Below are 13,930 nucleotides of genomic sequence, written 5' to 3'. Positions count from 1 at the left end.
ATGTTTGATCAATTTACTTCACCATTTAAGTTAAAAGACAAAGGCATAATGGGAATGAACAAGCGCAACCATAGTTACATTGGTCGCTACAATGATCGTTCCAAGTATCCGCTCGTTGATGACAAGCTTAAGACTAAAATCATTGCTGAACAGGCTGGTGCCACCGTGCCAAAGCTTATTGGCGTTATTGGTCATCAAGCTGAAGTAAAAACAATCCATAAAATGGTTAAAGAGTGGCCAGGGTTTGTAATCAAGCCTGCTCAAGGTAGTGGCGGTAAAGGCATCCTTGTTGTGATTTCACATAAAGATGGGGTTTATACCAAACCATCCGGTTCGACAATCAATGAAGAAGATGTAGAGCGCCATATCAGTAACGCGCTCGCGGGTCTCTTCTCTCTGGGTGGCAAGAACGATGTGGCCGTAGTTGAAAACCTCATCAAGTTTGACGAGTGCTTTGAAGGCTTTAGTTACGAGGGTGTACCAGACGTACGAATCATCGTATTCAAAGGCTACCCAGTGATGGCGATGATGCGCTTGTCCACTTCAGATTCTGATGGTAAAGCTAACTTGCACCAAGGTGCTGTTGGTGTAGGTATCGATATCGCAACAGGTAAAGCGGTTCGAGCCGTTCAGTTCGATCAACCAGTCACCCACCACCCAGATACAGGTAAAGAGCTCGCATTGCTGCAAGTTCCTCACTGGGAAAAGCTATTGACTCTAGCGTCAAGTGCATGGGAAATGACAGGCTTAGGCTATATGGGTACTGACATGGTATTAGACCAAGAAGAAGGACCAATGGTACTAGAACTTAACGCACGTCCTGGTTTAGCTATACAAATTGCGAACGGCGCGGGGCTACTTCCTAGGCTGCACCATATTGAAAACCTTGGCACACCAGCGGAATATCCAAAACCTGCCGAGCGTGTTGCTTACGCCGCAAAGCAGTTCGGACATAACTAGTCAAAATTTTGTCACACGATTTTTAGAGCAAAATTTGGGGTGTTTGGGGCTATCTTCCCTTACCCCCCCACCCTTCCTATACGCTCACTCCAGCAACACATTCACGCCAAATATAGATAAAAAGCCACCTATTTGTGTAATTTTCACCTAGAAAGAACAAAAGAACACACAATAAAATTCAATTAAAATCCGTTAAATTTGTGTAGTTACTCTATTCATTGTAAATCCTAAGCATAAATATTCACTATCCCGATTTGTAACGACTTTCCCTTACAAAACGACTAGAAAATAAATTGTAACCCTATGTTAGCATAACGATAATTTAGTCAATAAAATTAGTCACAACTGTTAAGGAAACACTCTAATGACCGTCAAAAATAAGATTATGCTAACAATTAGTGGCCTAATCTGTTTAACGATTTTAGTTATATCTACGATTGGATATTTTGAATTTAAATCCGCTACCACGGATGACTATCGCCATAATTTATCGACAAAATCTTTCCTTGTAGCCAAAGCCGTTGAAGGAAAAATGGAAGCGTACTTCGGCGCTTTGGAAAGCATTTCAACCAGTATCCATACTGATAGATCCGGTAACATCATGATCAACCCGATGCTGTTGAAAATGATGACGAAAAGTAAAGAATCTCTCGGTGTACTTAATATTTACATCGGTCTTCCTGACGGCAAAACTTACGACGTTAAAAACCAAGGTATCATTCCCAATTTTAATGCTAAGCAAAAACAGCGTGAGTGGTTCAATCTTGGTTTTTCAGGTGCAAAGCGTTCAGTAACCAACCCTTACCTAGCGACAACAGGGCATTTAACGATGTCAGTTGTGATCCCTTTTAAAGCCAGAGGCGAAACGAAAGCAGTTATTGGCCTTAGTCTTAAGATGAGTGATATTACAGACTACATAAACGAGCTATCTGAAGTGCCAAACTTATTTGTCTCTCGCCAAGATGGTTTCCTTGTTGCTGCTAGCTATGAAGACTTTATCGGTAAAAATATCTACGAGCTTCGACCATCCTATCGTGAACACGGTAGTAAGATGACCAGTGAGCACTCTTACGTTGTTCCAGATAAAGGTCACTTTTATGTCGTTTCGTCTAAAATTGAGTCATTAGGTTGGAATATTTGGGCTTGGGCAAGTTGGGACGACATTGAAGCACCTTCAAATGCCATGGTGAAAATCAATACCATCGTTGGTCTGATTTTCGCGGTTCTGGCAACCGGAATAACATTCTTGTTAGTCACCCGATTGATGTATCGCCCTATTGGTGGAGAGCCACAATACATAGAAGCACTTGTTAGCCGAATTTCGGCAGGAGACCTAACTAACATCCCTAAGTTAACTGGTAATGAAACGGGGATCTACCGTTCGACTCTTGAAATGGCAGGAAACCTACAAGGTATAATTGGTAATATTGAGAAATCTTCAAACTCTCTCTCATCGCAGTCTTCTTCTCTTGAGACGTCCTCAAATCAGTTGAGCACTTCATCAGAAGAGCAAATGATGCAACTAGAACAAGTTGCAACTGCGATGAATGAAATGACGGCAACCGTAGCAGAAGTGGCTCAAAATGCGATGCAAGCATCATCATCATCCAATGAGGCCAGCCTATCATCTCAGTCCGGTCTTGAGACCGTGGGTGATATGAACCAACAAATCAGCTTACTTGTAACGAATATTGAGCAGGTTCAAGAGTCTATTCTTGGGGTAGAAAAAGAAACTCAAAATGTAGGTAGCATACTAGATGTTATCCGAGGTATTGCAGAACAAACAAACTTGCTTGCTTTAAACGCAGCAATTGAAGCAGCTCGAGCTGGTGAGCAAGGTCGTGGCTTCGCCGTCGTAGCTGACGAAGTACGTAACCTTGCCAACAAGACACAAGAAAGCACAAATGAAATACAAACCATGATTTCATCTCTTCAAAACCAAGCGAAACAATCTGTTGAGCTAATGGTTGAAAACGCAGAGACAGCTAAAGCTACCCGTGAAAAGTCAGATCAAGCGAGTGAAATGCTTAATACCATTCAGCATGAGATCGGCAACATTCAAGACATGAACAACCAGATTGCTGCAGCAGCAGAAGAGCAATCGCAAGTGGCCGTTGAAATCAATGAGAATGTAGTGAATGTAAATGACTTAGCGCGAGCGACTGTCGATGATGTTCAGCAAAATGTACAAACAGCGCAAAATGTTAATACTGTTTCGGATGAACTGCATCAAACGATAAAGATGTTTAAGATCTAATCTTAGATAAGCGATACGTTAAGAGCTGAAGTAGCAGAACCAACGGCTTGAACAAAATATAGCGTAAGTAAAAACCGCCTTCTCTTCTGAGAAAGCGGTTTTTTTATATGGTAATAAATTTTGGCTGAGTTATACCAATCACAGTAAGTAAGTGATCAAACATAGCGTAGGAAAAAAGCTTGAGAACAAGGCAGAATTTTTCGATAAGTAGTTATTCTACAATCAAAAATTCTAACGAAGTTATCGAGGTTTTTAACAAGCTAGGGTGACCAGTTATTTACTACGATTGGTATTAAACCAACAGAGAATTAGCGAACACCTCACCCTCACCCTCACCCTCACCCTCACCCTCACCCTCACCCTCACCCAAAGAATAGCGAGTGCAGCGAAGCATCCAAACAAAAAAAGCCCCGAAGTATGTACTTCGAGGCGATTGAGATTTACGGTATGACAATTAGGGCGCTAAGGTGCTTCGATAAGCTCTTGAACTGGAGATACCGATTTGTTTTGAGCAAAACCTCGTAGACCAACAACGTGCACATGTTCGTGATCTTTGAAGACCTTACGAACCAGTTTGTAGGTGGTACCTTTCTCTGGACTAATGTTCTCTGGCGCTGCAATCAGAAGTTGCATCCCTAAGCGGTCACACAGTTCAAACAGCGTAGAGATTGACTTCGAATCCAGACGAGCTGCTTCATCAAGGAACAACAAACGACATGGAACGATGTCTTTACTACGCAGTCGACGAGACTCCTCTTCCCAACTCTGAATAACCATCAATAGAATTGACTGACCAGTACCGATCGCCTCACCCGTAGACAGGGCACCCGACTCTGCTTGTAACCAACCATCTGAACCACGGTTAACTTCGACACTCAACTCTAGGTAGTTACGGTAATCCAGTAACTCTTCACCCAAAACTTGTGGAGAACGTTGACCCATATCGATATGTGGGTTGACACGTTGGAACAGCTTCGCCATTGCTTCCGAGAAGGTAAAGCGCGTTGATTCAAACAAGTCTTTGTGTTGCTCTTGCTGAGTCGCTAAGCCTGATAGCAAAATCTCATGGCTTTCACGGATCTTAACGTTCAGACGTACGCCCTTAACCTGACCAAAGTAGATATTAGACAGACCTTGGTTTAGCATTCGAATACGGTTCTGCTCGCGCTGAATCGTTTTCTTGATAATGCTTGCTACCGAATCAGAGCTGATCGCGAGGCGATTTTCACGCTGCGTCAGTTCTTCTGTTAGTCGAGCCAGCTCAACTTCCATCTCTTCGATTGCTTCAACCGGGTCATCCGTATGAATGATGTCTTGGCGAATACGCTCACGAAGGTGCTGGTAAACCGCAATATAGAACAATACTTTACGCTCTGGATGCGCATTGTCTTCAGAGAGACGCAGCGAATCACGCAGGTCGTCATTGTCGGCCACAGCCAAACGCAGTGCACCTAGTGATTTATCCGACATTGAGCGAAGCTCGCCCGCCGTTAGGTAAGCCAGTTCACGCTTATGTAGACGACGTTCAACATCATTCTCACGAGCTAAGCGAAGTACTGAACACCAGCCGGCTTTTGCTGCAACAACGAAGGTACGAAGCTCTGTGTACTCTTTCTGAACTTTCTTAAGACGCTTAGCCAGCGCTTTCATCTCAAGTTCAGTTGAGGTAATCGTGCGTTCGTATTCACTCTTACGGCTACGAGAAGTATGCAAACGCTCTTGAAGCTCGTCACGACGACGAACCGCGCGCTCTTCAGCACCTTCATCAGCATTAACACCGAACTCTTGAAGCTCTTGTTTGAATTCCTGAACGGTCTCTTGCTTCGCTTGATGTGAGCTCTTCAGTGCCGCCAATACTTGGTTGTACTGGTTCATCTGTTCGCGAGCGTGTTTCAAGCCATCACGGCCTTTCGCTCGTGCTTGTTCTGCTTGAACCAACTTCGCTTTCAGTTGTTCGCTCAGTTCGCTGCTCTTGTTAAGCAGGTCAACAGAATCTGCGTAAGCAAAGTAGTGACGACGTTCGATTAAGTCAGAAAGAGCAAACACTTTACCTTTGAGAGCTTGTAACGCACTGTCCGCCTGACGATACTCGGCTTCCAAAGCTTCGAATTGCTCTGGGTCAGCATCGAGTGCAGAAACGATTTGCTCTAATGAAGTAAGCGCTTTGCCATGAGTGTTCAAGTAAGACTTCGCTTCGCTTAAACGTTCTAATTGTGCTTCTAGTTCAGCGAGACGCTCAGCTAATGTTTCGTCTTCAAGAATACGAACCATAGGCGCGAGTTTGTCCAGTGCACCAAGTGCCTGCTTGCTTTGTAGAAGCTGACTACGTTGTTGTTGCTCTTTAGAGTCAAGCTCAGCCAGAGAACGAACAATTTGATTACGCTTATCACGAATAGCAGCCAGTGCTTGTTCTGGATCTGCGTTAAACGCGACGTGCAGATGTTTCGCAACAAAGCTGTTGAATGCTTGGTATAGGCGATTCAGTTTCTGAGAGTCAAACGCAGCTTTAGCGTGGTTTTCTACCACAACGTCACGCTCTTCACGCAATTTCTCTAGGCGTTGCTCACGAGCCGCACGGCCAAACAATGGAATCTCAGGGAAGCGCGAGTAACGCATTTGACGATCATTCAACTGAACACAGACCGCACCTTCAAGCTCATCGGCATTGAATGAGCTATCATCAAACGCATCTACATCGCCTTCTAGGATATAAAGGTCTTCTGGACAATCATCAAGATCCACCAGCTTCTCTTTAATACCATCAAGATCAGAAACCACAATTGCGTGACGAGCTGGGCCGTACATCGCACTAAAGTACGGCGCATCACCAATCGTGATGTCATCGTAGATCTCAGAAAGCAGTACGCCACCAAGCGTATCCGCTAGGCCTTTCAGGCGAGGATCGTTAGAACCACCTGGAGAAGCTAAACGCTCAATCTCTTGCTCAAGTTCAGCTCGGCGCGTAGCCAACTGATCTTTTGCTACCGCTTGAGATTTCTCGTCTTCAAGCACTTGCTGCATTTGAGTCATCACCGCTTGGCTATCTTCTAGCTCAACGTCGGTTTGCTCTCTTAATGCTTCAAGCGCATCGTTTGCCGTGATCCACGCTGGAGCAATAGACTCAAGTTTTTGAATCTCTTGGTCTTGGTTTTGTTGCACACGACGTTGCTCACTCTTCGCTTCACGCAGCTCTTCTTGAGCATACTCAAGAGACTCGATCTGCATTGCATGGCGTTCACGTTCTTCATCGAAAACCGCTTCGTCAGTCAGTGAGATGTTGTGTTGCTTTTGGTATTCAGTCGCAAGCTCTTTTGCTTGACGCTGCTGCGCCACATCACGAGCCATGTCGCGATGCTGAGCACGCCACTGCTGTTCGTTTTCAACAACGTGTTTTGCGTTACGGCCTTTTTCTAAAGCTTGCTTAGCACTGTTAGACGCTTCTTTACGCTCAACATCACCAACGATGCTTTTAACAAGAGCTAGCGCTTTGTCGAACTGCGCAGACGCAGCAGAAGACATGTCTAGCTTATGTTTAGTAGACAGTAGCGTTTGAGTACTTGATTCTTCTTGTGCTTTTAGCTCAGAAACCAGAGTTAATGCGCTTTCTGCCGTAATAGACTCATCACCAAGTAGCTGCTTAGTTTTCTCTAATGCTTGAACCGCTTGCTGGTATTGAAGCGCACGAGTCTGCTGAACATCCAACGCTTGTTGGTAGTCAGCAAGCTGAGTTTTCAGGCTATCCACTTCTTCTTCAGTTATGGTTGCCTGTTCTTCAGCAAGAAGTACTCGCTCTTGAGCTTCTTCAACCACCATCATCTGCTCTTCTAGACGCTCATTAAGCTCTTCTAGATCTTCGCTGTAGCGAGCAATTTTCTCTTGCTGGCGAAGTGCTGTTTGAACCAATTGAAGATGATCCGACGCCGCTTGATAGTCTTGCTCTAGTGCCGATTCTTGATCGACCAACAGCTCAAGCTCTTCTTGAACGCGGTTCAACAAGTTGTTTTGATCAAGCAAGGTCTCGCGAGAACCGAACAGTTCGCCACGGAACTTCATTGTTTGATCAAGCTTGTTACGACGATCGTTGGCATGGCGCATGTAATCTGCTGCCACGTAGTTCGTAGATTCAGTGATCAAGTGCTTGAACAGGTCACGATCCGACTGAGTCGTTTTGATCGCTTCTAGCGTCATGCGGTTTTCACGCAGTGCTGATTCCATATCTTGGAATGCTTTCTTCACACCGCCATTTTGCGGCAGAAGGTAATCACGTAGAGAACGTGTAATTGCACTTGAGATACCGCCGTAAAGTGATGCTTCAATCAAACGGTAGAACTTAGAACGGTCGCTGCTGTTACGCAATTTCTTCGGTACCACACCGTATTCAAACATTTGCGAGTGGTAATCAACAATCGAAGAGAAGGCTTTAAAATGCGCGCCTTCGTATTGTGCAACCGCCGCTTTCACGTCGTTCAATTGACATACACGAGCGTGGCTGTCTGAAACGTTCTGAATCAATACATCCGTCGGCTTCACATGGCTGGGAAGCCCTTGGATAACGAACGGTTTGATGTCGACTTTCTTATCACGACCCGCAACTTGCTGCAGTTTTACCGCAAACAATAGGCGTTGATTACGAGAATTCACAACATCTAGCGCGGCGTAACATGCGCCAGGTTGAAGCTTACCGTAAAGACCTTTGTCGCGTGATGATTGTGAGCTACCCGCTTCCGTTGTGTTACGGAAATGCAGAAGGCTTTGGTCAGGAATAAGTGCAGTGATGAATGCCGCCATTGTGGTCGACTTACCCGCACCGTTACCGCCAGAAAGCGTTGTAACCAATCCATCGATATCAAAAGTACGTGCAAAGAAACCGTTCCAGTTGACCATGGTTAATGATTGATACTTACCTCTTTCAATCATGCTTCACCTTCTACTTTTGTTTGTTCGCCATCGTTTGACTCAAGGTCAAAGTCAGCTTGATCGTTAAAAATGTCTTGTTGACCGTTTTCGTCCACGTTTAGTTCTACTTCTGATACGGCTTCCGTTTGCTCTTCATTCAACAAGCTACCTTGGTTAGGTTCTTGAGTATGAACAACAGCTTCACCATCACGAATAAGTCGTAATTGCGCTTCTTTCATATCATCGCCAACACGAACATCCGCACCAAAACGGAACACCGCTTCGCTGATGCGGAATTTACCTGTTTCACCAATCACGATCAGCATGCCGATACGACGTAAACGGCGTAAAGAAGTACGTACTTTTTCAAACAGCTTTTCTTTATCTAAGTCAGAACCAGACGCACGGTTGGTTGCTAGCTTCATGAGTTTTTTCTCATCCGCTAACGACATCAGTTCATCAAACAACTCTTGATTGGTGAAGATGCCTTCATGGGCCAAACGCTCTGGGCTTAGGTATAAGAAACACAATACTTTACCAACTAGCATGTCGAGCTCAGACAACACACTACGCCCAATTAAAGACGTAGAACGCGGACGCAAATAAAAGAAACCTTCAGGCGCTTTTACCAGTTCCGTATTGTAGCGTTGATAAAAATGCTGAAGCTCAACTTCAAAATCAGAAAGCAACGCATGGTTATCGAGGTCTTCTGTTGAAACATGCTTGCCTGAACGCAACATGCTATCTAGCGCAGGAAACAATGGGTTCGCTATCGCTTTTACCAGTTTCTCTGGCATGTAATCATCAGTACTTGTTAATGACATTTGCTTGTACCTTTGCACCGAAATCGTTGATTGCCTGCCAATCTGGCTGAATAGCCTGATAGTCAGACTCTGAGTAACCTAAGCGAACGGCTTGGTCGACAACAATTCTGGCTAAATCAAAATGGTGTGTGCGAGGGTGCGCTGCGAGGTAATCACGCAGCACAAGGCCAAGATCAATCGGCGCACCTTGCTGTTTGTGAGCTTTCAACATATCTGCGATTCGTTCTGAAAGTAGATCGTTCACTTGCTCAAATTCTTCGTATTCTACGTCGATTGGGGCTTGCCCCATCACTTCGTCATCACGGAGCACAAGTGCTTCATCACGAAGATCCGTGAGTTTTTCTGCGTCTGCGTAGGTCAATAACCAAGGCGCATCAAAGTAGTCAGTGACTGACTGACGCAAGCGTTGGCTAAAGGCACGGTTTTTATCCATATCTATCGCGGTACGGATAAATTTATGCACGTGGCGATCGTAGCCGATCCACAAATCAATCGCTTGTTGGCCCCAACTGGTGATTCGGTCTAGCTTCATTTGCAAACCAAATAGGGTTTCACCTACAAACTCGAGCTCATCGTCACCATAAACAATTTCTTGAATATCAAGAATCTGGGTTTGCAGTTCATCACCCGCCGCTTGCAAGGTGTCTTGCAACTCTTTTAGCGTGGCTGAGGTTTCCGATAGCAAAGACTCACAGTTGTTGATTGCTTCTCGCCAATCTTTATTTAAAAGATCCGCAATTTGCTGTTTGACGGTTTGTTGCTGTTCATCCATAACCCGTTGGTTAAGATCTATTTGATCAAAAATTTCGCCAACAGAATACTTGAGCACGCCGTACACATTCCTTCTCCAATGCCCCGGAGTTCCACCTTTCTGGGCGGCTTCAATGGCTTTTGCCATCTCATCGGCAACCATAGAAAGCTGGATAGACAGTTTTAATTTAGAAAACTGGCGGTGACGTAAGTAATAATCTGAGATACCAATCGCCAATGGCGATAAGCGATAAATGCTTGCACCATCTGTGATTTCGCTTGTAAAGCGGCTAATTAACTTCTGTTTCACCAACTCATTGATAGCGTTGTTGGCACGAAACGCGGACGCTTCGCCAGTATCTTCAAACAGTCGAGTGACAATAGTGAATGCATCGTGCAGTTCACCCTCGCCCAACTCTTCATCGAACCTTTCATTGCTTAGGACGGCGATAGCAATCAAAAATGCTAAGCGCTCTGGTGGCAAGTTTAATGAAAAATCATGCTGCTTGACCCAGCCCACCAACTCATCAATTGGCTGCTCTTCGGCAGTTTGAGTCATTTCACTCATTGTGGTTCCTGTTACTGTTGTTCGTCATATCGAACGTATTAGATATGACGCCTATTTCTTTATGACGCGGGCTTCTTACGTTTGCATAGCGCATGTTGTGGCTTCTTTTACCACATTCACCGCTGTTATTGCGCAGGTTTTTGAGCCCAAACGTGAATATAACGGCCTAGCGACAGATATGGCTCTTGGCGACATAGCTGTTTCTCTAGTTCCAACACATCTTCAAATTGGTAATCGCCCATGTACTCCATATTACCTATGTAGTCACTGAAAGAGCGAATGCCTGATTTACCACAGATATTTAGACCAGCGTCTTCTATCCATTGATAAACCTCTTCCGGCTTCAAGCCTTTTTGCGGTTGCAGCTTAAACCTTTTTCGATGTGGCATCCCATTCAATACATGAGGAATGTTGCCACAAATCACATTTTTCAGGACTAAACCATGGTGGTTGTAAAACATTATCGAGGCAATGCCACCGGGTTTTACTTGTTCCAGCAATAAATCAAGTGCCTGTTTAGGGTCTGCTAACCATTCCATTACGGCATGAAACATCACAAAATCGACTTTTCCATCGAGATGCTCTGCCACTTTTTGTACCGGAGAATGAATAAAACGATACTGCTCGAGTAAACCCGCTTCTGTGATGCTTTCTTCCGCTAGCTTCAACATTTCAGAAGAGAGATCGCACAGAGAAACGTTGTGCCCTAGTGTCGCAATTTTTTGCGACATCTGTGCAAGTCCACCGCCAGCATCAAGCACATGCAGCGGCGAAACGGATTGCTCAAACTTGCTCAAAGCTTGCTCTAAATCTTCCCATACGATGCACTGACGGATCTCTCCTTTGTCAGAGCCGTAAATGTTTTTTGCAAATTTGTGGGCAATATCGTCGAAATTACGGTCTTCAGTCACGGCTACTTGAGTTATTATGTCCTATCGTGCCTGCTATTCTGTCACAGGAATTTCAGGAATAAAGAGGCGATGTCTCTTTTTACTACTAAGTGATGTTTTTTCGGACTATTCGGATATGTTTGAGCTGAAAAAAGTAGTGTCTTCGTTACTGATGCCACTGCCAGCAATGTTAATTCTCGCTTTTCTGGGTTTAGCCCTAGTGATGTTTACTGCAAAAAGGAAGACAGGTTGCCTAATTACCCTTTCAGCCCTCTGTGGTATTTTCCTAATCGCTTTCCAGCCTGTTTCTAGTCAACTTTTAATGCCAATGGAAAGGCAACACACCGCTTTTTTACCTATCGATGATACCGTCGATTACATTATGGTTCTTGGAAGTGGTCACGTTGTTGATGACCAAATTCCACCAACATCAGAACTTAGCCGCACCGGTCTGATGCGCTTAAGTGAAGGGATTCGTATCTTACGTCTTTACCCTGGAGCTAAACTCATTTTGTCTGGCTATGGCGCAGGCACTGAAGTGAGCAACGCAAAAATGATGGCTAAAGTAGCGCTAGCACTCGGCGTGGCAAAACCCGATATCATTCTGCTTGAAACCGCGAAAGATACGTGGGAAGAAGCTCGTCAAGCCGCTGCATTCGTTAAGAACAAAAGAATGGTATTAGTCACTTCAGCGAGCCATATGACTCGAGCACTGAACGAGTTCAACGCTGCTGGCATGAAACCATTACCCGCACCAACTAATTACCTTGCACAAGAAGGCATTGTTGAACCATGGAATAAGTATATGCCTAAGGCTATCTATCTCGAGCAGACTGAGCGCTATTGGCATGAGACGATGGGATTAGTTTGGCAAAGCTTGCGAGATTGGCTAGACACAAGTAATGACCCTGTCGAGAGCAGTACTCAGATGATAAACAATTAAAAAATTCAGTAACAAAAAACCGAGGCATCATTGATGTCTCGGTTTTTTTACGTTCAAATATCGTTACTGAAATCAGCTTTCCACGGAAAATTAGTCACCAGCAAACATGTAACCTTCACCGTGAACCGTCACAAAAATTTGTGGGTTCTTAGGGTCAAACTCCATTTTTGCACGCATACGACGAATTAACACGTCGATAGTGCGGTCATTCGGCGCGTCTACTCGATGGCTGATCATATTCAAAATACGTTCACGGCTTAATACTTGGTTAGGGTAAGAAGAGAGTGCAACCAATAGTTCATATTCAGCTTTGGTCAATTTCACCGGCTCGCTGTTCTTGCTTAGCGCACGGCGAGGTATATCAAACGTCCATTCACCAAAACGAACCACAGATTCGTCTTCTGTTTGTTCTACCGCAACCGCTGCAGTTTTACGAGCAGCCGAAATACGCCACAAGAGGTTTTTAACTCGAACCAACAACTCGCGAAGTTCGAAGGGTTTAGTAACGTAATCGTCTGCGCCCATTTCAAGGCCAACGATCTTGTCAATGCTATCCGTGCGCCCAGTAACTAAAATTATTCCAATGTCTGATTGACTGCGTAATTCGCGAGTTAGCATCAATCCATCTTCGCCTGGCAAGTTGATGTCTAACATAATGAGGTCAACGTTATTTTCTTCTAACATTTTTCTCATTTGAGCCCCGCTTTCAGCTTCGCTCACTGTGTAACCTTCATTCTGGAAATATCCAACCAGTTTACTGCGGGTTACCACATCATCTTCTACGACTAATACGTGATAGCTCATCTACACCACTTTTCTTATTTAATAGTTTCAGTGACCATTCTATTCATAACTCGTAACAATTCTAGTACTACAGAAGATAAAAGCCAGAAACATGATTTTTTTTTGATACAAGACAATCTTAAACCTTGCTATTTGTCGCCCATCGCAATTCAATATAGGCATTACTACTAACGAGTAACTTTGCGTTTCGCAAATAACCTTGTTATTCAGCCTTGGTGTGCCTATACACAAATCACTCAACGATGCTAGGTATACACACACCACAAGACTAAATCAGGATCTAAGAAATGAAAGATACGAAAGCATTCAACGAACAACGAGCAGAAATATACTGGTGGCTATCAAGCTTGTTCGCTAAAGAGCTCACTCAAGAAGAACTCGATCACTACCACTCTGTTGAAATTCGTTCTTTCCTAACTGGTTTAGGCGAAAATGAAACACTAAAGCCGGCGATTGATAGCTTAGTGGATGCGCTAAACCGTCTACAAACACGTGAAGATGCTCAATTAGAATTGTCTGCTGACTTCTGTGACTTATTCTTAAAGACTGATAAACATGGCGCACTTCCTTACGCTTCTATGTATATCGGCCAGACAGGCCTTTTGAACGATAAGCCAGCAAAAGATATGGAAGAGATCATGGCTAAACACAACTTAGTGGTTAACCAAGACCTAAAAGAGCCCGCTGACCACATTGCTATCGAACTTGATTTCCTAGGTAATCTAATCATTCGTTCGAACGAAACGGATCTTGAAGAGGAACTAGAGAAATCCTTCACTGTTCAACAGCAATTTATCGAACAGCAACTGCTTACTTGGGTACCAAAGTTCAACGTTAAATGTCATGACATTGACACATTCGGTTTCTACGCTTCAGTCTCATCCCTGCTATTGGCATTCTGCAAATTAGACACTCAATACCTAGCTGGCGAATAAGCTTTTTTTGACGACTCGATAAATAAATTCAATAGAATTGTGACCATTCACCCGGATTTCTGGGTGAATTTTATTGCGAGTAATTTCTAGTCAGTCTAAAATT

The 13,930-nt window shown here is 44.2% G+C and carries 9 protein-coding genes; 4 read left to right on the top strand and 5 right to left on the bottom strand.

Going from position 1 to position 13,930, the window contains the following annotated elements:
• A complete protein-coding gene (locus Q5H80_RS05180; RefSeq protein ID WP_304569110.1) occupies window positions 1-960 on the top strand; it encodes an alpha-L-glutamate ligase-like protein in 960 nt (319 codons plus the stop codon).
• Window positions 961-1,324: 364 nt separating this feature from the next.
• Window positions 1,325-3,217, top strand: coding sequence for a methyl-accepting chemotaxis protein (locus Q5H80_RS05175; RefSeq protein ID WP_304569109.1), 1,893 nt, complete (start codon window positions 1,325-1,327; stop codon window positions 3,215-3,217).
• A gap of 462 nt (window positions 3,218-3,679) precedes the next feature.
• On the opposite strand, the gene mukB is transcribed toward Q5H80_RS05175, so the two are convergent.
• The 4 genes from mukB to cmoM all read right to left on the bottom strand — a co-directional run bounded on the left by mukB (window position 3,680) and on the right by cmoM (window position 11,166).
• Entirely contained in the window at window positions 3,680-8,134 is a 4,455-nt protein-coding gene (gene mukB, locus Q5H80_RS05170; protein WP_304569108.1) for a chromosome partition protein MukB, read from the bottom strand.
• Window positions 8,131-8,937: a chromosome partition protein MukE gene (gene mukE / locus Q5H80_RS05165; RefSeq protein WP_135383949.1), complete on the bottom strand. Its 807-nt coding sequence runs from the start codon at window positions 8,935-8,937 to the stop codon at window positions 8,131-8,133. Before mukE ends, mukB begins: the two co-directional genes overlap by 4 nt.
• Window positions 8,918-10,255 carry a chromosome partition protein MukF gene (gene mukF, locus Q5H80_RS05160; RefSeq protein WP_009846358.1) on the bottom strand — a complete coding sequence of 446 codons (1,338 nt, stop codon included), beginning with the start codon at window positions 10,253-10,255 and terminating at the stop codon, window positions 8,918-8,920. The genes mukE and mukF overlap by 20 nt, the downstream gene beginning before the upstream one ends.
• Window positions 10,256-10,380: 125 nt before the next feature.
• The gene (cmoM, locus tag Q5H80_RS05155) at window positions 10,381-11,166 is read right to left on the bottom strand and encodes a tRNA uridine 5-oxyacetic acid(34) methyltransferase CmoM (protein ID WP_304569107.1); all 786 of its coding nucleotides are present in this window, start codon (window positions 11,164-11,166) and stop codon (window positions 10,381-10,383) included.
• A gap of 115 nt (window positions 11,167-11,281) precedes the next feature.
• On the opposite strand from cmoM, the gene elyC reads away from it, so the two are divergent.
• Window positions 11,282-12,088, top strand: a complete 807-nt coding sequence (gene elyC, locus Q5H80_RS05150) for an envelope biogenesis factor ElyC (RefSeq protein ID WP_304569106.1) — start codon at window positions 11,282-11,284, stop codon at window positions 12,086-12,088.
• Window positions 12,089-12,178: 90 nt separating this feature from the next.
• Here the strand turns inward: elyC and torR are convergent, their stop codons facing one another.
• Window positions 12,179-12,892, bottom strand: a complete 714-nt coding sequence (torR, locus tag Q5H80_RS05145; RefSeq protein ID WP_009846355.1) for a two-component system response regulator TorR — start codon at window positions 12,890-12,892, stop codon at window positions 12,179-12,181.
• A 287-nt stretch (window positions 12,893-13,179) separates the two neighbouring features.
• Between torR and torD the strand changes: the two genes are divergently transcribed.
• Entirely contained in the window at window positions 13,180-13,827 is a 648-nt protein-coding gene (torD, locus tag Q5H80_RS05140; protein ID WP_304569105.1) for a molecular chaperone TorD, read from the top strand.
• Window positions 13,828-13,930: the final 103 nt, after the last annotated feature.

This window comes from Vibrio sp. SNU_ST1 (genome assembly GCF_030563405.1).
Taxonomy (GTDB): domain Bacteria; phylum Pseudomonadota; class Gammaproteobacteria; order Enterobacterales; family Vibrionaceae; genus Vibrio.
The sequence above is the reverse complement of the archived record's forward strand: the minus strand, read 5'-3'. Positions and strand labels throughout refer to the sequence as shown.